We start from the raw sequence: 19,407 nt of genomic DNA on the forward strand, positions 1-19,407 counted from the left end.
ATGTTCATGGTGTTGCCGGTACTGGCGACCTACGGCATGGATCTGGCGGGAGCGACTCCGGCCCTGATCGGTCTGGCAATCGGCGCTTACGGCCTGACTCAGGCGATTTTTCAGATTCCGTTCGGGGTCATTTCCGACCGCATTGGCCGTCGTCCGGTGATTTACCTGGGGCTGATCGTCTTTGCCCTCGGCAGCGTTTTGGCGTCTCAAGCCGATTCGATCTGGGGCGTGATTGCCGGTCGGATCCTGCAGGGCGCCGGGGCGATTTCCGCTGCGGTCATGGCGTTGCTCTCCGACCTGACCCGCGAACAGCACCGTACCAAAGCCATGGCCATGATTGGCATGACCATCGGCCTTTCGTTCGCCGTGGCCATGGTGGTCGGGCCTTTGTTGACCAGCGCTTTCGGCTTGTCCGGACTGTTCCTTGCCACAGGCGCGATGGCGCTGGTAGGCATCCTGATCATCATGTTCATGGTGCCGAAATCCACAGGGCCGTTGCAGCACCGTGAATCGGGCGTGGCGCGTCAGGCCTTGATGCCGACACTCAAGCATCCGGATCTGCTGCGACTCGATCTGGGCATCTTTGTGTTGCATGCGATGCTGATGTCGAGCTTCGTTGCTTTGCCCTTGGCGCTGGTGGAAAAAGCCGGGTTGCCCAAGGAGCAGCACTGGTGGGTCTACCTGACCGCGCTGCTGATCTCCTTCTTCGCCATGATCCCGTTCATCATCTACGGCGAGAAGAAACGCAAAATGAAACGAATTTTGCTCGGCGCCGTCATGACGCTGATGCTCACTGAGCTATTCTTCTGGCAGTTCGGTGACAGCTTGCGGGCTCTGGTGATCGGCACGGTGGTGTTCTTCACCGCGTTCAATCTGCTGGAGGCTTCATTGCCGTCGCTGATCAGCAAGGTTTCACCGGCAGGCGGGAAGGGCACGGCCATGGGCGTGTATTCCACCAGTCAGTTCCTCGGCTCTGCACTCGGCGGGATACTCGGCGGCTGGTTGTTTCAGCATGGCGGTCTGTCGGTTGTGTTCCTCGGATGTGCCGGTCTGGCTGCCATCTGGCTGGCCTTTGCTGTTACCATGCGCGAACCTCCCTACGTGACGAGCCTACGCTTGCCGTTGTCGCCCGAGGCGATCCGCGAAGCGGGTCTGGTCGAGCGCCTCAAGGCCCTCGTGGGGGTAACAGATGCAGTGATAGTTGCTGATGAAGCGGCTGTTTACATCAAACTGGACAAAGAATTAGTGGATCGCGACACCCTCGAACGCCTGGTGAACAACCCGGCCGGGGCTGCTTGCGAAGCCTAGGAGAACGTTATGGCCCGTGGGGTTAACAAAGTCATATTGGTCGGCACTTGCGGCCAGGATCCCGAAGTTCGCTACCTGCCTAACGGTAACGCCGTGACCAACCTGAGTCTGGCAACCAGCGAACAGTGGACTGACAAGCAAACCGGTCAGAAGGTCGAGAAGACCGAATGGCACCGTGTGTCGATGTTCGGCAAGGTTGCCGAGATCGCTGGCGAATACCTGCGTAAGGGTTCGCAGGTCTACATCGAAGGCAAGCTGCAGACCCGTGAGTGGGAAAAAGACGGTATCAAGCGTTACACCACCGAGATCGTGGTCGACATGCAAGGCACCATGCAACTGCTCGGCGGCCGTCCACAACAGGGCGACCAACAAGGCGGCGGCAACAACTACCAGCAGTCCGCTCCAGCTCCACGTCAGCAGGCTCCGCGCCCGCAGCAATCGGCTCCACAGCAGCGTTCGGCCCCGGCTCCACAGCAGGCCGCACCGCAACCGGCTCCGGATTTCGACAGCTTCGATGACGATATTCCGTTCTAAGCTGTATTAACGAAGAGTGATGCTGCATCCGCTCTGAAAAAAAAGGCCCGTCGTTCAACACGACGGGCCTTTTTTGTGGGCGATGGATCTTCAGTCGAGGATCAGATGCGGCAGAAACCGGCTCGAATCCTTGGTGATCAAACTGTTGTCCTCACGCACACCAATTCCCGCCGCCTGATCGCCGATTACCCAAGAACCGATCAGCGTGTAGCTGTCATCGAACTTCGGCAATGGCGCAAACTCCTGCAGGATGAATGGCGCATCGGTGTAGGGCCCGTCTTCTTTGACGATCAGACCTTCCGCCGTTTGCAGTTCGATGTTGGCGCCTTCCCGGGAAAAATACGGTTTGCGCACCCAGCCCTTGGGCACGGCGCTGGCCGGATTCGGGTCGAGATGCGCCGCGAGCAGATTCGGATGGCCCTTGTGCAGTTCCCACAGCAACGGCAACGCGCCTTTGTTCGACAGGATCGCCTTCCACGCCGGCTCGAAAAACTGCGTGTCGCATTCGGCAATCGCCGCGCCGAACGGTTCGTGGAAGATGAACTCCCAGGCGTGCAGCTTGAACAGGTGCGGGATCCAGCGATCCTGCAGATCGACGAAGCGTCCATCGGCGGTCAAACCAATGTCTTCAATGTCGATGTGGCGTGATTCGATGCCGACTTTTTCCGCGATCAGTCTCAGGTAGTCCGTGGTGCCCTTGTCTTCGACCGAGTCTTTCATCGACGCGAAGTAGAACGGACACTTGAGCTGCAACTCGGCGAAAGCCTGATGCAGCTTGGTGTCGATGCTGTTGAACTGGTCGGCATGGCGCGGCAGCGTGCCGCGCTCGATGCATTGCTCCAGCCAGCCCCACTGGAACGCCGCCGCTTCGTAGAGGCTGGTCGGCGTGTCGTAGTTGAGCTCCAGCAGTTTCGCCGGGCCGTTGCCGCTGTAGGAAAAGTCCATACGCCCATACAGATGCGGATGACCTTCCAGCCAGGACGTGCGGATCATGTCGTAGTACGCAGCAGGAATGCTCAGGCGATCCAGCAGTTCTTCGCTGTGCACCACGCGGTCGACCAGGTCCATGCACATCTCGTGCAGTTCGGTGGTCGGGTCCTCGAGATCGTTTTCGATCTGCGCGAGCGTGAACTGGTAGTAAGCGCTTTCGTCCCAGTACGGCTCGTCGTCGATGGTGTGGAACATGAAGCCGAGGCTCTCGGCCGTGTGTTTCCAGTCGGGGCGCTCGGCGCAGAGGATCTTTTTCATCGTCAGCTGCTCGAGCGACCGGAACTGCTGCCCCAGCCACCCCAACCACTGCGGGCGCTGGACTGGCTGCCGAAGCCGCCACGGGAAGTCGACGAGGCGACGTTGACCGGTTTGCTTTTGCTGCTCTCGTAGTCGGGTTGGCTGCGAGGCGCCGATTCGATTTTGCGGTACTGCGTCGAGGTGTTGTAGGTCTGGCGCGTATCACGGTCGCGGTAAACCGTGCGGTTCTGGTTGTTGCTCATCGCATTGCCGATCAGCCATCCGGTCAACATGCCATTGCCGCCGCCCCCACCACCGGAGTAGTGCGAAGTGCTTTGGGCCGCGTTGCTGGATGTTGTGTCACCCGCCGGCATCTGCGCGTCGGCGATGGCATCGAGATTTTGCGCGGCTTCACCGGGCTGCGGCACTTTGAAGCCACCGAGTTTCGGCACGAAGCGGCCGTCGGAATTCTTCTGGCACCAATCAGCGGCGAAATCCGCGTCGCACTTGGCCTTGTCGTCATACGCCGGGGCGATGCGCCGGTGTTCGGTCAAGGCCGCCACGTAGGCATTCGAGCAAACATCAGCGGCGACTTCGGCATCGACGCACTGTTCCACGCTCTGGAAGTTGCGCGGCTGATCCACTGCCGCCGCTTCACCGGAAATGGCCATGGCCACCGACGCTGCGAGGGACAACTGAACGTATTTACTTCGTTTCATCTAAGGCTTCCTGCCGATCAGTTGGACGGCGTCATGCACGCAGCGTTGAGCATGCCGACGCTAATCGCTACGGCGGCGACGTAGATGCCAGCAGCGATTTCACCGTTGGCGATGCGCTGCGAAGTACCTTTAAGCACCAGGGTCGTGCCAAGGAACGCCAGCAGTTGCACCACTGCGGCGATCACCGCCCAAACCACGAAGTCGACAACGTTGACCGAAAAGGCAATCACGTTACTGGCGGGGATGGCGAAACCGATGATCGCGCCAGCCAGTGCAATGGCGGCGGCGGTGTTGCCGGCACGGATTAGCTCGAACTCCTTGTGCGGGGTGATGCGGGTGTAGACGAACTGAAACAGCATGAACAGCAGCACGGCGCCGATCAGGTAGACGACGAAACCGGTCAACGCGGTTTTGTTCAGGGAAACGGCCAGAACTTCCAGCATGAAAAACTTCCTTATTTAAATGGTGCTCAGGTCAGTCGTGTACAGCGAGATGCCCAGTGAGGTGCTCAGGCTGACGGTGCCTTCTTCGTCCTGCTCGACGGAAAACAGCAGCAGTTCGCGGCGATCGGTCAGTCCGGTTTCGCGTGCGTAGAGCATCGAATGGTGTTCGATGGTGTAGCTCTCGTCCGGATTGACCACTTGTTCGGTCATTGGAACCAGTTCGGTCTGGCCCTGTTCGGTGCCCCATTCGCGGGTGTATTCGACACCTTCGTGGGCGTAGGTCGGCAAACCGATCTGACTGCTCGGGCCAGCGAGGCGCTGCAGTTCGGCGTCGCTGTTGACCGTCACGTAACCGATATAGTTGAACAGCGTGACCGATTCGACCTGGTCGTCGCCGGTGACGTGGATCTGTACCCAGAAATCCTCGTCGTTCATGTAATAGCGGTGCAGTTTGTTGGACTGGCCGAGGTCGACCCAGCCGGCGCTCCAGATCGCCTGATCGAAGGGCACACGCACCGAGGTCGAGCCATCAAGCAGCAGCGCCAGAGTCGTATCGAACCTGACACCTTTGCCTTGCGCCATCCCGAGTGGGCCGCTGGCAACGGTCGGCGTTGGCGCAGCGTTCTGCCAGTTGCTGGTGCCCAGCAAATCTTTAAACCATCCCATGGGTACGTTCCTTGAAGCGGGTGGAGGTGTTCGTCGGCAAAAAAACGTCGCTAGTGTACCGGGCTGCGCGTGAACGAGAAGTATGATTTCAAGCTGTAAACCACGTGGGAGCGAGCCTGCTCGCGAAGAGGGCGTGTCAGTCAACATTAATGTCGTCTGATATACCGCTTTCGCGAGCAGGCTCGCTCCCACAGGTTTTTGCGTCGGAGCTTACTGAGTCGACTTCTGCTTCAGACGCTCAAGAATCGCATTGGCGCTGCCTTCGTTCGGCGTGATCCCGGCGTCGCGCAGTTTGCGGTCCAGGTCGTTGCCGGTCGAAGCATCGGCCAGTTCGTCCGCGGCGCTCAGCTCGGCAGCTCGTTGCTGCTGTTTGGCTTGCAGACGGTTCAGGGTGCCGACGGCGGTTTCCAGTTTGCCGTTGGCGCCGCCGCTGGCGATGGATGCGCTGACCTGGGCTTTCTGCACGCTGTCACGGGCCTTGGCCATGTCCACTTGCTGGCGCAGGCTCTTGATCCGGGCTTCGGCCTTGTTGATGTCTTTGCGCATGTTGTCGGCGTAGGTGCCGAATTCGTCGCTCAGCTTTTTCTCGGCGGTCAGGTCGTTGGTCAGTGTCGAAATCGCTTCGGCCACTTCCATCGCCAAGTCTTCACGGCCGGCATTCAGGGCCGAAACAGCTTTGGCTTCCAGGTCTTTGATCTTGGCGTCGTACTCGCTCACGCGGTCGGCGGCCAGTTTGTGCTTGGCCATAATGGTGACCAGTTCACGACGGGCGTTCGACAGGGCGGTGTCGGCGTCGCGGATTTCCTGGTCGAGGATACGCAGGGCCTGTTGGTCGACGATGCTTTCGCCGACTTCATTGGCGCCGCCGCGCAGTGCGGTGAACAACTTGCTCCAGATGGACTGAGTCATTGGATATTCCCTGTTGATTACTTGAAGAAGTGTTCGAAGGCTTCGCTCGCGCGCTGCACGTTGTCGACCAGGGTTTTCACCTCGGTGACGACGTTGGTCAGGCTCGAGTCGGCGCTGAGGGCGCCAAACATGTTGTAAACGGTCTGCCCGTTCGGCATCGACTCGATACCGATCGACGACAGCGGGAACATTTCACGGCTGCGCAGCACGGCATCGTTGAAGGCGTGCACGTCGGTGATCGAATCGATGTCCACCAGCACGGTGTCGACGATGATCTGCTGACCGGCCAGGGCGATGTGAATCGGCAGACCGCCGAATTCGTTCATTTCCAGCTTGATGCTGGGTTCGGAGCTCTGGATCAGAGACAGTGTGATCTCCTGCGAAGCCACCTCGTCCAGTGTCTTGAGGGCGTTGAAGAGGCTATCGATGTTCCAGTTGTTGCCTGCGCTCATGTAATTCTCCGACATGAATGAGCCAGCCAGAATCGGTTGGCGTAGCTGTTGCTCCATTTGCTTGAGCAAGCTTCGGTTTTCCGGAAGCACCCAAGTTTCGTGTTTCACATAACCGGCAGCGGCCAGGCCCGCGCGCATCTGCTTCATATAAAAGCTCGACGGTTTTTTCGCGGACGGTTTCGAGCGCTCTCCCTTTGGACTTACTGACGCTGAAGCAGGGGAGTGGCTTTTCATGGCAGTGACTCCGTTATGAACATCTCACGCGTGGGCCACACTACAACCAATTCAAAGTGCCATCAATGGCTCACGCGTGAGATTTTTTCGACGCATGCAAAAACGCCCGCAACGGGGCGGGCGCAGGTTTTTGCAAAGTGTTTCGCGGTGGCTCAGCGTTGAAGGAATTCGTCGGTTGAGATCACGCTGGCGTAGGCAAAACCCAGCGCCGACATGAAAGCTGCATGGACGTGCGCCGCCGGCACTGTGAGGCCGTTGAACTCCAGATCGCGGCTGGCGCAGGCATCATGAATCACCGTCACTGCATAACCCAGATCCGCGCCTGCACGGGTGATGCCGTCGACGCACATGTGGCTCATGCTGCCGACCACCACCAGTTCCTTGATGCCTTGTTCGTCGAGGATTGATTGCAACTCGGTTTCGCGGAACGAGTTGACGAAATGCTTGAGCACCACGGGTTCGTCGGCGCGGTTGAGCACTTTCGGATGCAGCTTGGCGCCGTCGGAACCTGGAGTGAAAAACGGTGCGTCGGGTGAGGTGAATTCGTGGCGGATATGCACCACCGAATCGCCGGCTTCGCGGAAGGCTGCGATCAGTCGTGCGGCGTTGTCGGCGGCGGCGTCGGCACCTGCCAGCGGCCACTTGCCTTGGGGGAAGTAGTCGTTCTGGATATCGACTACGATGAGCGCTTGCTTGGCCATGGGTGTGTCCTCGATGGATTGGCTGGAAGTGGCTTCAGTATTGGCGCTTACCAGCGATTCGAGGATTGGCCGCACCGACAATAGACAGGGGAAAACTGACAATGGGCGCAGAAAGGGCTGCCATCGCCGAACTGGGCGTGCTGATTTATCCCGGTGCGCAAATGGCGGCGGTGCATGGCCTGACCGACCTGTTCGCGGTTGCCAACCGGATTGCTGCGGAGCATCAGTCTGCGCAGTTGCCGTTGCTTCGGGTCAGTCATTGGCACGTCGACGGCGATCAGGCGCCGGCGCGGGTTTTCGAGAGTTGTCCGGGTGTCGACAGTGGTTTGCTGGCGGTGCTGATTCCGCCGTCCATCGCCGGGTTTTCCTCGGCGCAAATGCCAGCCAGCCTGGCGCAATGGCTGCGCGAGCAGCATGCAGGGGGCGCGACGTTGGGCGGTGTCTGTGTCGGTTCGTGGCTGCTGGCCGAAAGCGGTCTGCTCGACGGCCGCAGCGCCACCACGCACTGGACGTCGGCCAAGGACTTCGCCGAACGTTATCCGAAGATCAAGCTCAAGGCCGACACACCGATTGTCGATGACGGCGACCTGATCACCACCGCCGGACTGATGGCCTGGTCTGAGTTGGGGTTGCGCCTGGTCGATCGTCTGCTCGGGCCGAGCATCGCCACTGGCACTGCGCGGTTTCTGGTGGTTGAACACAGCGACAGCGCCAGTGCCTGCGGGAGTAATTTTGCACCGATCCTCAGTCACGGCGATGCAGCCATTCTCAAGGTTCAACATTGGTTGCAAGGCACTGGCGCTACGGACGTTTCATTGGCTGCGATGGCTGAGCGCGCGGGGCTGGAGGAGCGCACATTCCTGCGCCGATTCCGCGCGGCGACCGGGTTGAAACCGACCGAATATTGTCAGCATCTGCGAGTGGGAAAGGCGCGGGAAATGCTCGAGTTCACCAATGGCACAATTGATCACATTGCGTGGACGGTGGGCTATCAGGACCCGGGAGCATTTCGGGCGATTTTCAAGAAAATTACCGGCCTGACGCCGAGTGATTATCGGGGGCGGTTTGGTTTAACCCGGTAGTTCCGGCAATGCATAACCCTGTGGGAGCGGTGTGATGCCGGGGATCGTGCAAATTGCCGGGGTTTTGCCCCCGGTCGTGCAGATTGAAACAGGCTTGATGCCAGCACGATTTCGGCAAACGACTGATTAACCGAACATTTTCCCGATCCTGCCGTTGGCCTGATCTCTGCACCTTTCCCTTCTACATTCACCGCGCTGCTGAAAGGGGGAACGCATGACCCCGACACCCCGCAAGAAAACCGTCGTCGCTCACTCCGTGCGCAACGACGCGCCGCAGCACGAAGTGCAAACCAACAAAGCCCTGGCCCGCTGGCTGGCGCAGATTCTCGGGTTCAAGTTCGGTGGCAGCTATAACCCCGAGAAACATCGCGACCGTGACCTCTATCTGTTACCGACGCAAACCATTGTCGGCGCCGCTCATGCTCACGAATTGGGCATCAAAGGCCCGGATGATTTGTGGGGTGGCTATGTCGAGCATGATTTCATCTGCACCAAAGCCATCAGCCACGGCTTGCGTAGCCATCAGGCCCACGCGCCACAGGGCTGGTCGCCGCTGTTTTCCGAGCGCGTGCGCAATGTTGTGCTTGACGGTTTGAGCGTGTTTGCCCTCGACGATGCGCGGCCCGCCGCCGAGCATTTGCTGTATAGCGGGCCGATCCGCTTGAAGCCGATTCACGCCTGCGCCGGTCGTGGTCAGGAAGTGATCAAGAGCCTCGACGCCTTCGACGAAATCCTTGCCCGCCCCGAAGCTGAAAAACTGTTCCGCGAAGGCGTGGTGCTGGAGCAGGATTTAAGCGACGTCATCACCCACAGCGTCGGCCAGTCATTCATCGGCGATAAAGTGCTGAGCTACTGCGGTGATCAATACTTGACCGAGGATGCTCACGGCGAAGACGTCTACGGCGGGTCGAATCTGTTGGTGGTGCAGGGCGGTTATGAAGATCTGCTGGCGCTGGATCTGCCAGACGATGTGCGTTTGGCTATCGAGCAGGCGCAGGTTTTCGATAACGCTGCCAATGAAGCCTATCCACGCTTTTTTGCCTCGCGCCGCAACTACGACATTGCCCAAGGGCTGGACAGCAACGGCAAAACCCGCAGCGGCGTACTCGAACAATCCTGGCGCATGGGCGGCGCCAGCAGCGCGGAAGTGGCGGCGCTGCAAAGCTTCGTCAACGACCCGACGATGCCCGCGATTCGCGTGTCTTCGGTGGAAACCTATATCGATCAGCCGCTGCCGGCGGATGCCATCGAGGTGTATCGCGGCCCGGCCGAGAACAGCGAATTTCTCCTTAAATACGTAACGGTCAAATCCTATGACGGCTAGAAGCGAAAGCATTCAAATCGACATTGATGATGAACAGATGAGCGGGACTTTTCTCAGTCCCAAATCGAAAGTGCCGGGGGTGTTGTTTGTTCACGGTTGGGGCGGTAGCCAGGAGCGGGATCTGGAGCGAGCCAAAGGCATCGCCGGTCTCGGCTGTGTGTGTCTGACCTTCGACTTGCGCGGCCACACGGGCGGCACCGGGATTCCGCTGACTCGGGTCAGCCGCGAAGATAATCTGCGTGATCTGCTGGCGGCTTACGATCGCTTGCTCTCACACCCGGCGCTCGACACGTCAGCGATTGCCGTGGTCGGCACCAGTTATGGCGGTTATCTGGCTTCCATCCTCACGTCTTTACGCCCGGTGCGCTGGCTGGCGTTGCGGGTGCCGGCGCTGTACCGCGACGAACAATGGCACACGCCCAAGCGTGAACTGGACAAGGCTGACCTGCGCGATTATCGCGGCACGCTGATACGCGCCGACAGCAATCGGGCGCTGCATGCGTGTTCACAGTTCACCGGAGATGTGTTGCTGGTGGAATCGGAGACCGACGACTTCGTGCCCCACGCGACGATCATGAGTTACCGCGCGGCGTGTCAGCAGACGCACTCGCTGACCCACCGGATCATCGACGGGGCGGACCATGCGTTGAGCGAGCCGGTTTCGCAGCAGGCGTATACGTCGATATTGGTCGACTGGATTACCGAGATGGTGGTGGGCGAGCGGTTGAGCATTATCCAGTCTTCATAGGCTGTGGTGTTCTCTCGGACGCCTTCGCGAGCAGGCTCGCTCCCACAGGGGGCGCATTTCAAATGTGGGAGCGAGCCTGCTCGCGAAGAGGCCGGCAACTGCAAAACAGAATCAGGACGGTGTTTTCTCGATCCGCAATGACCTGGCCTTCGCCTCCACCAGCAGATACATCACCACCGTAATCAACAGCGGCAACAGAAAATAAATCGCCCGATACGCCAGCAGTCCAGCCACCAGACTGCCCCGCGACGCCTCATGTTGCAGCAGCGCGACGAACACCGCTTCGAGCACGCCAAGCCCCGCCGGAATATGCGTGATCACCCCGGCAATCGCGCTGATCAGCAGCACCCCGAGCACCAGCGGATAGTCGAGTTTGCTCGGCAGTAACGTGAAAATCACCGCCGCCATCAGTGACCAGTTCAACGCACCAAGCAGCAGTTGCAACACCGCCATGCGCAGCGACGGCAAATTGATCTCCACACCGCGAATCGACCACTCGCGCCGTTTCGAGAATTGGCACGCTGCAAGATACCCGGCGCTGATCAACAGCAACAACACACCGATGCCTTGTAACGCCGTGGTGCTGACTTTCCAGCCCGGCGGCATGCTCACCAGGCCGCTGCTGAATACCACGCCGGCGATGGTCATGTAGCCAAACCAGTTGGTCGCCAGGCTCAGGCCGAGAATTTTGGCGATGTTGCTTTTGCTCACGCCCAGCCGCGAGTACAGCCGATAACGCATGGCGATTCCGCCGACCCACGCGCTGAGGTTGAGGTTGAACGCATAGCTGATGATCCCTACCGGCAGGATCTGTTTCCAGGTCAGGTCCTGGCGGATGTAGGTGCGCCCGATCAGGTCGAAACTGGCGTAGGTCAGAAAACTCAGCAAGGTCACGCTGGCGGCAATGATCAGCGTGCGCACCTTGAAGTCGGCGAGGGTTTGCATCACCTCGGCCCATTCGATACGACGGGCGAACATCGTCAGCAGCACGATCAGTGCGAGGAAAAACAGCGCCGTCAGCGGACGTTTCCATTTGCTCCAGCGTGAGTGCGTCGCTGGCGCGGCATGATGGGTTGCCGGGGCTTCGGAATGGCTCATGAGTGATCACCTCGAAATGGCTTGAGCCGTGGTTTGTGCGCAGGCAGCCAACCGGCCATCGCCGGAAAATGCCGCAGAAAGTGAAACACCAGAAAACCCACCGTCATGTGCCAGATACGTCCGCGGGGCGACTTGCCGGCGTCCATGGCCTTGCAGTGGTTTTGGCTGAGGTCTTCGAGGCGCCGGAACAGTTCCTGATTGAACGCGCGGTCGCGGATCAGCACGTTGGCTTCCAGGTTCAGCGACAGGCTCAGCGGGTCGAGATTGCTCGAGCCTACGGTGCTCCACTCGTCGTCTACCAGCGCGACTTTGCCGTGCAGTGGGCGCTGGCAATATTCGTGGATCTGCACGCCGGCCTTGAGCAAATAGTCATAGGTCATGCGCGCGGCGAGTTTGGCCACCAGCATGTCCGGCTGGCCTTGCAGGATCAGCCGCACATCAACACCGCGCCGGGCGGCGTTGCGGATCTCGCGCAACAAACGATAGCCGGGGAAGAAATAAGCGTTGGCAATCACCACCCGCCGTTTGGCGCGGCGCAGCACCTGCAAGTACACGTCTTCGATATCGGTGTTGTGCTGATCGTTGTCGCGAAACACCAGGCGCACTTGGCCGTCGTGATCGGTGACAGCCATTTCGGCGCGACGCTGGCGCCGGCGTTGCCACCAGAACCGTGCCCGACCGGGGCGACCACTTTGCAGCAGGGCGAAATGGTGGATATCGGCCACCGCCGGGCCTTGAACCTCCACCGAGTAGTCCTGTTTGGCTTCCGGTCCGAAATCCAACAAATGGTCGCCGGAAAAATTGATCCCGCCAATGAACGCGATCATGCCGTCGACCACCACGATCTTGCGATGCAAGCGGCGGAACCAGTTGGTGCGAATGCCCAAATGTTTGGGGGCGGGATCAAACATCTGCAGATGTACGCCGGCTTCGCTCAGGGCGGCGAGATAACCGGTGGTCAGCTCGCCACAACCGAAGCCATCGAGGCTGACGGTCGTGCGCACGCCGCGACGGGCGGCGTCGATCAGGATCTCCTGCAACTCCTGGCCGACCTTGTCTTCGAAAACGATAAATGTCTCCAGCAGAATCTCGCTTTTCGCCGCCCGCATTGCAGCGAACACTCGCGGGAAATACTCCTCGCCGTTTTCCAGCAGCTCGACCCGGTTGTTGCCCTGCCAGCCATATTCGACAGCAACGTGGCCGGGCTCGCGTATCGGCGGGTTGACGGTCATCGGTTCTACGGCGGACTTCTCCAGCGGTGCGCTGCTCATAGTTCGATCTCCACCGATAACGGTGCGTGGTCGGAAAGGTGGGACCAAGGCCGGTTGGACAGGACTTTCGGCTGGCTGGCCTTGAGGTTGCGCACGTAGATGCGGTCCAGTCGCAGGGTCGGCAGACGCGCCGGAAAACTGCGCGCCGGCTTGCCGTGATGTTCGGCGAATACTTCACGCAGACCGCAAGGCTTGAGCAGTGCGTCGGCACGCTGGCGCCAGTCGTTGAAGTCTCCGGCAACGATCACCGGTGCGTCATCGGGCAGCTCGGCGAGGCGTTGGCCGAGCAGTTTCAACTGAGCGTTGCGGTGACTTTCGCGCAGGCCCAGATGCACACAAATCGCATGCACCTCGACGCCGTCGCCGGGCAGGCGCAGCACGCAGTGGAGCAGGCCACGGTTTTCATGGCCGCTGATCGAAACGTCGAGGTTGTCGTGGCGAATGATCTGGAATTTCGACAGCAGCGCATTGCCGTGATCGCCGTCCGGGTATACGGCGTTGCGCCCATAGGCGAACTGCGGCCAGAGGCTGTCGGCAAGAAACTCGTACTGCGGCATCGTCGGCCAATTGGTGTAGCGCTTGGGATGGTGTTCGTGGGTGCCGTGGACTTCCTGAAGGAACACCACGTCAGCAGCCACGCTACGCACCGCTTCACGCAGCTCCGGCAGGATGAAACGCCGGTTGAGCGCGGTGAAGCCCTTGTGGGTGTTGACCGTCAGCACAGTGAAAGTACGCACAGATGGCGCTACTACGGAGCCTTCGTCGGTGAAGCCGACCGGTTCTGAAATGCTCATGCCTGCGCTCTTTCGCCAGCGGATTCGCCGTGCGGATTGTCGTGTTCATGGGCGTAGCGCCAGTCGAAAGTACCGATATGAATCGTTGCCATGCCGCCCTCCCGTCGAAAGTCCCCGTACAGCCTCTGTCTGTTGATGACTGCGGGCGGTTCGGGAAAGTTTCGATGGCGTTACGGACGGTACATATTCAAGAAACCACCACAAAACCAACAGTCGGAGCGAGCAGGCTCGCCCCCACAAGGGATTGGTGTTGAATCAGTGGCCAGTGACGATGCGCGCGGAGCTTTCGGCATAGGTCGGGCCGAGGCGGTCGAGGCGACCGCTCCACGCGGTGAGGGCCAGCGCCACCAACACCACCAGACCACCAATCCACGCGGTATGAATCAGGCCAATGTGCTCAACGATCAACCCCCCGCCCCACGCACCGCCGGCAATCCCCAGATTGAACGCAGCAATATTCAGCCCTGACGCCACATCCACCGCATTCGGGGTGTGATGTTCAGCCTGACGCACCACATACACCTGCAAGCCCGGCACATTGCCGAACGCCACTGCGCCCCAGACCAGCACCGTTGCCAACGCCAGCCATGGATTGCCGGCAGTGAAGGTCAGCACGAACAACACCGTAGCGAGTAGGGCAAAGATGATTTTCAGCGCACTGATCGGCCCGCGTTTGTCAGCCAGCTTGCCGCCCCAGATATTGCCGACCGCCACTGACACGCCGTAGACCAGCAGCACCAGACTGACGGTGCTGGCGCTGAAGCCGGAAATGTCCTGAAGGATCGGCGCCAGAAACGTGAAGGCGATGAACGAGCCGCCGTAACCGATGGCCGTCATGGCGTACACCAGCAGCAGGCGAGGTTGTTTCAGCACTTGCAGCTGCTGCAGCAGAGACGCCGGTTTGCTGTGGGCAATGTTGTTCGGCACGTAGAGCAGGCTGCCAATGAACGCGATCACACCCAGCGTCGAGACGGCGAGGAAGGTTTCACGCCAGCCGAAATGCTGGCCGATGAACGTGCCCAGTGGGACGCCAGTGACCAGCGCCACGGTCAGGCCAGTGAACATGATCGCAATCGCGCTGGCAGCTTTTTCCTTTGGCACCAGGCTGGTGGCGATGGTCGAGCCAATGGAGAAGAACACGCCGTGGGCAAGCCCCGTGACGATCCGCGCCAACACCAGCGATTCATAACTTGGCGCCATCCAGGCCAGCAGGTTGCCGAGGGTGAACAGCACCATCAGCGACAGCAGCAACAATTTGCGCGGGACTTTGCCAGTGAGCGCGGTCAGCACCGGCGCACCGATGGCGACGCCCAGTGCGTAGAGGCTGACCAGCAGGCCGGCGGAAGGAAGACTGACGCCGAGATCGGCACCGATGGTAGGCAGCAGGCCAACGATGACGAACTCGGTCGTCCCGATGGCGAATGCGCTGAGAGTCAGCGCAAGCAAGGCAATGGGCATGACGGCATTCCGGTAGGTTTGGATTGAGCGCAGTGTCGGGGTTTGCGGTGGGCGGAAAAATACCGAGGAGGGCATTTGATATTTGCCTTGGGCGCAAAGATCAAAGGCCTACCCCCTCACCCCAACCCTCTCCCCCAGAGGGGGCGAGGGGGAAGGGAGCTGATCTTCATTGTTTTCGGAACTTGAGTTCGACGTTGGAAGCTCAGGTCGATGTACCTCGTGAGAACAACCCGGTCGGCTCCCTCTCCCTCCGGGAGAGGGCTGGGGTGAGGGCGATCTTGAACTTGCCAGGCAAATGCCGATCAGTTCCTTACAGGTTCAGCCAACGGGAGATCGGAGTTTTGATCAAGTTCAGGATCGCCATTCTGCTGGGAGCATTGTTGTTTCTCGGTGCCAACGAGCTCGAAGCCGCCGCGCTGCCGGGTCTTCCTGCCGCCACAGAGGAGGCGGCCAAACCCGAGCCGATTGTCCAGGGCGGACTGCTCGGCGCCATCAGTTCGAGCATCGATGACGTACAAGACAAACTCGACCTCAACGAACATCTGGTCGACGCCTGGCGCCTGCGTGCTGACCGCGCCGCCGATGAAGTCGACAAATTGGTCAATCAACCGTCGAACCGTTCGGGCTGGAGCGTTGCCGGGGACTTCCTGATGTTGTCCGGTGTCTGGCTCGGAAGCTTCGCTCTGCTGACCGTGCTCGGCAGCCTGTTGGCCAAACGTCTGCGCGAGGGCCGCTGGTTTCGCACGCGCCAGCGCAGTCAGGATCTGCTCGGCTACCTGCTGCCGTACACCGTGCCGGCACTGATCTGCCTACCACTGACGTTGTACGTCAGCCACTTTCTGCAAGCCTCGGTGGGGCGAGCGCTGGCGTTGTGTTTTGCCTACGCGACCAGCAGCGGCATCTTTTCCACGTCGATGCTGCTGTGTGTGGTGGTGATGTTCAATGTCGGCCACAAACGCCCGGCCGCGCGGATCATTCGCAGTTATTGCCCGCGACCGCTGTTCCTGATCGGTTTCCTCGCCGCCCTCAGCGATGCGCTGACCAGCCCGCAGATCGCCCGGCAATTGGGTGGGAACATCACCAGCAGCGTTGCGGTGTTCACCGGGCTGATTGCCTCGGTCATCTTTGGCCTGGTGGTGATTCGCCTACGCCGTCCGGTGGCGCATCTGATCCGCAATCGTTCGCTGAGCCAGCGTCTGAAACAGCCGTCATTGCAGGAGTCACTGCGGATTTTTTCCGGGCTGTGGTATTGGCCCATCGTGCTGATGGTGCTGGTGTCGGCGGTGAGTCTGATCGGCATTGGCGAAGACAATCAAAAGGCCCTGCGTTGCGCGTTGTTCACCACGGTTCTGCTGATCGGCACGGTGTTTCTCAGCACCATCCTCCAGCACCTGTTCAAGTCGCATAAAGCGGCAGCGATCCAGCGCAGCAGCGCTTACAAGGAGCGTTTTCTCAGTCTCGTGCATGCCTTGCTGCGGATCGTCATCGCGATTGCCTTCATCGATATCCTCGGGCGGATCTGGGGCGTGTCGCTGCTCGATTTCGCCCAGAGCAGCACCGTTGGCCGGGCGATCAGTAACGCACTGAGCAGCATTGGCCTGATCTTTCTGGTGACGTGGCTGCTGTGGGTGGTGCTCGACACGGCGATTCAGGAAGCGCTGAAACCACCGGTCAGCAAACGCGCGGCGCGCCAGCCCAGCACCCGGGTGAAAACCATTCTGCCGCTGCTGCGCAACGCGATCAAAATCATCCTCGTGGTGATCTGCGCGATCACCACCATGGCCAACCTGGGAATCAATGTGGCGCCGCTGCTGGCAGGTGCCGGGGTGGTCGGTCTGGCCATCGGTTTCGGTTCGCAACAGCTGGTTCAGGATGTGATCACCGGTTTGTTCATCATCATCGAAGACACCCTGTCGATCGGCGATTGGGTGGTGCTCGATTCCGGGCATGCCGGCACGGTCGAAGGGCTGACCATTCGCACCCTGCGCCTGCGTGACGGCAAGGGCTTTGTCCACTCGGTGCCGTTTGGCCAGATAAAGGCTGTCACCAACCAATCGCGGCAGTTCGCCTATGCGTTCTTCTCGGTGCAATTCACCTACGACACGGATGTGGAAAAGGCGATCGAGTTGATCCGCGAGACTGGCGATTCGATCCGCGAAGACCCGTTCCTCAAGTACAACCTGCAAGGGCCGCTGGATGTGTTTGGCGTGGACAAGATGGATCTCAACGGCGTGGTGCTGACGGCGCAGTTCCGCACGGTGTCGGGCGGGCAATACGCGGTGAGCCGGGCCTTCAACCAGCGTTTGAAAAAGCTTGTGGATAACAGCCCTTGGGTGCATTTCGCGCAGACTTATCCACAGCAGGTTTTGTTGCCCAAACGCGAGCCGGCGGATGATGTGGTGCCGGAGCATCCCTCAGTGGTGCTGCCACAGCAATCGCTCACCTGACTGCAAGATGGTGTGGTGGGAGTGCTGGCCCCTTCGCGAGCAAATCCCGGCCATCGACACTTTACGGGTGACGGTTGCGCACTAAACCCGCAAAATGCAACGATTCCGGCAATTATCGACGACGGCGCCACAAGCATCGTCGCCAAAGCCATCGTTCCAATCAGACTGGGCCTGCTGACTCTATGCGAATGCGCCTTATGTTACTGGGCGGCGGAAATGCCCTTGGGCAGGCGCTGATTCGCCTCGGTGCGGAAGAAGACATCGGTTTCCTCGCCCCCCGCCCCCCCGAAGACGGCTGGGATGCCGCGAGCCTGACGCAACTGCTCGACGACACCCGTCCCGATGCGTTGATCAACCTTGCCTACTATTTCGACTGGTTCCAGGCCGAGACTGTCAGCGAAAGCCGCATGGCCGGGCAGGAACGCGCGATCGAGCGGCTGGCCGAGCTGTGCCAGCATCACAACATCGTCCTTGTGCAACCCTCCAGTTATCGGGTGTTCGACGGCTCGCGTGCCACCGCCTACAGCGAAAAAGACGAACCGGTGCCGCTGGGCCTGCGCGGTCAAGCGTTGTGGCGCATCGAACAAAGTGTTCGCGCGACGTGCCCGCAACACGTGTTGCTGCGTTTCGGCTGGCTGCTTGATGACAGCCCCGACGGCACCCTCGGACGTTTCCTTGCCCGCGCCGAGCAACCGGAAGAATTGCTCATGGCGGATGATCGCCGGGGTAATCCAACACCGGTCGACGACGCCGCCCGGGTGATCATTTCGGTGCTCAAGCAACTCGATTGCGCAGCGCCGCTGTGGGGCACTTATCACTACGCCGGCCACGAGGCGACCACACCGCTGGCGCTGGGTCAGGCGATTCTGACCGAGGCCCGCAGCCTGCACGCACTGGCCATCGAAGCGCCGACCGCCCAGGCCCACGCCGCGCGACCGGACGCCGCCGAAGAACCGCAACACGCGGTGCTCGCCTGCAAGAAAATTCTGCACACTTTCGGGATCAAACCGCGCGCCTGGCGTGCCGCGCTCCCGGGCTTACTGGATAGGTTCTACCGTCATGGCTGAAGGTACTGTTTTAATCACCGGCGGAGCCGGTTTCATCGGCTCGCATCTGACCGACGCCTTGCTCGCCAAAGGGCATTCGGTTCGGGTGCTGGACGATCTGTCGACCGGCAAGCGCAGCAACCTGCCGCTGGACAATCCCAAGGTTGAATTGATCGTTGGCGATGTCGCCGACGCTGCGCTCGTTGCCCAGGCGATGCAAGGCTGCAGCGCAGTCGCCCACCTGGCGGCGGTGGCTTCGGTGCAGGCGTCGGTGGATGATCCGGTGAAGACTCACCAGAGCAACTTCATCGGCACCCTGAATGTCTGCGAAGCCATGCGTCTGGCAGGGGTCAAGCGTGTGTTGTACGCCTCCACTGCAGCGGTGTACGGCAACAATGGCGAGGGCGAGTCGATCGATGAAGACACGCCAAAGGCTCCGCTGACGCCCTACGCGTCGGACAAACTGGCCGGCGAGCATTACTTCGATTTCTACCGTCGCCAGCATGGTCTGGAACCGGCGATCTTCCGCTTCTTCAACATCTTCGGGCCGCGTCAGGATCCGTCCTCGCCGTACTCCGGTGTGATCAGCATTTTCAGCGAACGCGCGCAGAAAGGTCTCCCGATCACCGTGTTCGGCGATGGTGAGCAGACGCGTGATTTCCTCTATGTCGAGGATCTGGTCGATATTCTGGTGCAGGCGATCGAAAAGCCTGATGTGGACGTGGGACCTGTGAATGTTGGCTGGAACGAGGCGATGAGCCTCAAGCAGATGCTTGTAGCCCTGCAATCAGTGGTCGGCGAGTTGCCAGCGGTCAGCTACGGCCCGGCACGCTCGGGCGACATCCGCCACTCGCGGGCGAACAACCGGCGGTTGCTGGAGCGGTTCAAACTGCCACAGCAGACGCCGATGAGCGTGGGGCTGGCGCGGTTGCTCGGAAAATAGCAT

At 60.2% G+C, this 19,407-nt stretch carries 19 protein-coding genes; 8 read left to right on the forward strand and 11 right to left on the reverse strand.

What is annotated here, in order from left to right:
• Positions 1–1,308 (forward strand): MFS transporter (locus ACIOVB_RS18770; RefSeq protein ID WP_401270211.1); only part of this gene is annotated, 1,308 nt, incomplete at its 5' end.
• A 9-nt stretch (positions 1,309–1,317) separates the two neighbouring features.
• Positions 1,318–1,842: a single-stranded DNA-binding protein gene (locus tag ACIOVB_RS18775; protein ID WP_008081898.1), complete on the forward strand. Its 525-nt coding sequence runs from the start codon at positions 1,318–1,320 to the stop codon at positions 1,840–1,842.
• Positions 1,843–1,932: 90 nt separating this feature from the next.
• On the opposite strand, the gene ACIOVB_RS18780 is transcribed toward ACIOVB_RS18775, so the two are convergent.
• From ACIOVB_RS18780 to ACIOVB_RS18810, 7 genes are all read right to left on the reverse strand, one after another.
• Entirely contained in the window at positions 1,933–3,090 is a 1,158-nt protein-coding gene (locus ACIOVB_RS18780; RefSeq protein WP_401270213.1) for a glutathionylspermidine synthase family protein, read from the reverse strand.
• A 2-nt stretch (positions 3,091–3,092) separates the two neighbouring features.
• Positions 3,093–3,788, reverse strand: coding sequence for a DUF1190 domain-containing protein (locus ACIOVB_RS18785; RefSeq protein ID WP_187679991.1), 696 nt, complete (start codon positions 3,786–3,788; stop codon positions 3,093–3,095).
• A gap of 17 nt (positions 3,789–3,805) precedes the next feature.
• Positions 3,806–4,231 carry a DUF350 domain-containing protein gene (locus ACIOVB_RS18790; RefSeq protein ID WP_401270215.1) on the reverse strand — a complete coding sequence of 142 codons (426 nt, stop codon included), beginning with the start codon at positions 4,229–4,231 and terminating at the stop codon, positions 3,806–3,808.
• A 15-nt stretch (positions 4,232–4,246) separates the two neighbouring features.
• Positions 4,247–4,897, reverse strand: a complete 651-nt coding sequence (locus tag ACIOVB_RS18795; protein ID WP_187679993.1) for a DUF2491 family protein — start codon at positions 4,895–4,897, stop codon at positions 4,247–4,249.
• Between the two features lie 210 nt (positions 4,898–5,107).
• Complete coding sequence (locus ACIOVB_RS18800; protein WP_401270218.1) at positions 5,108–5,806, reverse strand: PspA/IM30 family protein; 699 nt, start codon at positions 5,804–5,806, stop codon at positions 5,108–5,110.
• A 17-nt stretch (positions 5,807–5,823) separates the two neighbouring features.
• A complete protein-coding gene (locus ACIOVB_RS18805) occupies positions 5,824–6,405 on the reverse strand; it encodes a YjfI family protein (protein ID WP_401270220.1) in 582 nt (193 codons plus the stop codon).
• Between the two features lie 239 nt (positions 6,406–6,644).
• A complete protein-coding gene (locus tag ACIOVB_RS18810) occupies positions 6,645–7,193 on the reverse strand; it encodes a cysteine hydrolase family protein (RefSeq protein WP_401270223.1) in 549 nt (182 codons plus the stop codon).
• 101 nt (positions 7,194–7,294) lie between these two features.
• Here ACIOVB_RS18810 and ACIOVB_RS18815 point away from each other — a divergent pair, with 101 nt between their 5' ends.
• The 3 genes from ACIOVB_RS18815 (at position 7,295) to ACIOVB_RS18825 (ending at position 10,347) form a co-directional block, all read left to right on the forward strand.
• Positions 7,295–8,275 carry a GlxA family transcriptional regulator gene (locus ACIOVB_RS18815; protein ID WP_401270226.1) on the forward strand — a complete coding sequence of 327 codons (981 nt, stop codon included), beginning with the start codon at positions 7,295–7,297 and terminating at the stop codon, positions 8,273–8,275.
• 214 nt (positions 8,276–8,489) lie between these two features.
• Positions 8,490–9,599, forward strand: a complete 1,110-nt coding sequence (locus tag ACIOVB_RS18820) for a DUF3182 family protein (RefSeq protein ID WP_401270228.1) — start codon at positions 8,490–8,492, stop codon at positions 9,597–9,599.
• Positions 9,589–10,347: a S9 family peptidase gene (locus ACIOVB_RS18825; RefSeq protein WP_187678760.1), complete on the forward strand. Its 759-nt coding sequence runs from the start codon at positions 9,589–9,591 to the stop codon at positions 10,345–10,347. The genes ACIOVB_RS18820 and ACIOVB_RS18825 overlap by 11 nt, the downstream gene beginning before the upstream one ends.
• Positions 10,348–10,458: 111 nt before the next feature.
• Here the strand turns inward: ACIOVB_RS18825 and ACIOVB_RS18830 are convergent, their stop codons facing one another.
• The 4 genes from ACIOVB_RS18830 to ACIOVB_RS18845 form a co-directional block, all read right to left on the reverse strand.
• The gene (locus ACIOVB_RS18830; RefSeq protein WP_401270231.1) at positions 10,459–11,445 is read right to left on the reverse strand and encodes a lysylphosphatidylglycerol synthase domain-containing protein; all 987 of its coding nucleotides are present in this window, start codon (positions 11,443–11,445) and stop codon (positions 10,459–10,461) included.
• Complete coding sequence (gene clsB / locus ACIOVB_RS18835) at positions 11,442–12,716, reverse strand: cardiolipin synthase ClsB (protein WP_401270234.1); 1,275 nt, start codon at positions 12,714–12,716, stop codon at positions 11,442–11,444. Before clsB ends, ACIOVB_RS18830 begins: the two co-directional genes overlap by 4 nt.
• Positions 12,713–13,510, reverse strand: a complete 798-nt coding sequence (locus tag ACIOVB_RS18840; protein WP_401270236.1) for an endonuclease/exonuclease/phosphatase family protein — start codon at positions 13,508–13,510, stop codon at positions 12,713–12,715. The genes clsB and ACIOVB_RS18840 overlap by 4 nt, the downstream gene beginning before the upstream one ends.
• A gap of 255 nt (positions 13,511–13,765) precedes the next feature.
• The gene (locus tag ACIOVB_RS18845) at positions 13,766–14,968 is read right to left on the reverse strand and encodes an MFS transporter (protein WP_401270239.1); all 1,203 of its coding nucleotides are present in this window, start codon (positions 14,966–14,968) and stop codon (positions 13,766–13,768) included.
• Positions 14,969–15,309: 341 nt separating this feature from the next.
• Here ACIOVB_RS18845 and ACIOVB_RS18850 point away from each other — a divergent pair, with 341 nt between their 5' ends.
• The 3 genes from ACIOVB_RS18850 to ACIOVB_RS18860 all read left to right on the forward strand — a co-directional run bounded on the left by ACIOVB_RS18850 (position 15,310) and on the right by ACIOVB_RS18860 (position 19,404).
• The gene (locus tag ACIOVB_RS18850; protein WP_401270242.1) at positions 15,310–17,415 is read left to right on the forward strand and encodes a mechanosensitive ion channel family protein; all 2,106 of its coding nucleotides are present in this window, start codon (positions 15,310–15,312) and stop codon (positions 17,413–17,415) included.
• A 182-nt stretch (positions 17,416–17,597) separates the two neighbouring features.
• The gene (locus tag ACIOVB_RS18855) at positions 17,598–18,482 is read left to right on the forward strand and encodes a sugar nucleotide-binding protein (protein ID WP_100847084.1); all 885 of its coding nucleotides are present in this window, start codon (positions 17,598–17,600) and stop codon (positions 18,480–18,482) included.
• Entirely contained in the window at positions 18,475–19,404 is a 930-nt protein-coding gene (locus ACIOVB_RS18860; RefSeq protein WP_401270245.1) for an NAD-dependent epimerase/dehydratase family protein, read from the forward strand. The genes ACIOVB_RS18855 and ACIOVB_RS18860 overlap by 8 nt, the downstream gene beginning before the upstream one ends.
• Positions 19,405–19,407 lie beyond the last annotated feature (3 nt).

The sequence above is a fragment of the Pseudomonas sp. NPDC087639 genome (genome assembly GCF_044743385.1).
Taxonomy (GTDB): domain Bacteria; phylum Pseudomonadota; class Gammaproteobacteria; order Pseudomonadales; family Pseudomonadaceae; genus Aquipseudomonas.

Excerpts from the sequence above, each read along its gene's own strand:
- ACIOVB_RS18775 (WP_008081898.1), top strand. The coding sequence starts at position 1,318 with ATGGCCCGTGGGGTTAACAAAGTCATATTGGTCGGCACTTGCGGCCAG.
- ACIOVB_RS18830 (WP_401270231.1), bottom strand. The coding sequence starts at position 11,445 with ATGAGCCATTCCGAAGCCCCGGCAACCCATCATGCCGCGCCAGCGACG.
- ACIOVB_RS18825 (WP_187678760.1), top strand. The coding sequence starts at position 9,589 with ATGACGGCTAGAAGCGAAAGCATTCAAATCGACATTGATGATGAACAG.
- ACIOVB_RS18800 (WP_401270218.1), bottom strand. The coding sequence starts at position 5,806 with ATGACTCAGTCCATCTGGAGCAAGTTGTTCACCGCACTGCGCGGCGGC.
- ACIOVB_RS18780 (WP_401270213.1), bottom strand. The coding sequence starts at position 3,090 with ATGAAAAAGATCCTCTGCGCCGAGCGCCCCGACTGGAAACACACGGCC.
- ACIOVB_RS18785 (WP_187679991.1), bottom strand. The coding sequence starts at position 3,788 with ATGAAACGAAGTAAATACGTTCAGTTGTCCCTCGCAGCGTCGGTGGCC.
- ACIOVB_RS18815 (WP_401270226.1), top strand. The coding sequence starts at position 7,295 with ATGGGCGCAGAAAGGGCTGCCATCGCCGAACTGGGCGTGCTGATTTAT.
- ACIOVB_RS18840 (WP_401270236.1), bottom strand. The coding sequence starts at position 13,510 with ATGAGCATTTCAGAACCGGTCGGCTTCACCGACGAAGGCTCCGTAGTA.
- ACIOVB_RS18820 (WP_401270228.1), top strand. The coding sequence starts at position 8,490 with ATGACCCCGACACCCCGCAAGAAAACCGTCGTCGCTCACTCCGTGCGC.
- ACIOVB_RS18790 (WP_401270215.1), bottom strand. The coding sequence starts at position 4,231 with ATGCTGGAAGTTCTGGCCGTTTCCCTGAACAAAACCGCGTTGACCGGT.
- clsB (WP_401270234.1), bottom strand. The coding sequence starts at position 12,716 with ATGAGCAGCGCACCGCTGGAGAAGTCCGCCGTAGAACCGATGACCGTC.
- ACIOVB_RS18845 (WP_401270239.1), bottom strand. The coding sequence starts at position 14,968 with ATGCCCATTGCCTTGCTTGCGCTGACTCTCAGCGCATTCGCCATCGGG.
- ACIOVB_RS18810 (WP_401270223.1), bottom strand. The coding sequence starts at position 7,193 with ATGGCCAAGCAAGCGCTCATCGTAGTCGATATCCAGAACGACTACTTC.
- ACIOVB_RS18795 (WP_187679993.1), bottom strand. The coding sequence starts at position 4,897 with ATGGGATGGTTTAAAGATTTGCTGGGCACCAGCAACTGGCAGAACGCT.
- ACIOVB_RS18805 (WP_401270220.1), bottom strand. The coding sequence starts at position 6,405 with ATGAAGCAGATGCGCGCGGGCCTGGCCGCTGCCGGTTATGTGAAACAC.
- ACIOVB_RS18860 (WP_401270245.1), top strand. The coding sequence starts at position 18,475 with ATGGCTGAAGGTACTGTTTTAATCACCGGCGGAGCCGGTTTCATCGGC.
- ACIOVB_RS18855 (WP_100847084.1), top strand. The coding sequence starts at position 17,598 with ATGCGAATGCGCCTTATGTTACTGGGCGGCGGAAATGCCCTTGGGCAG.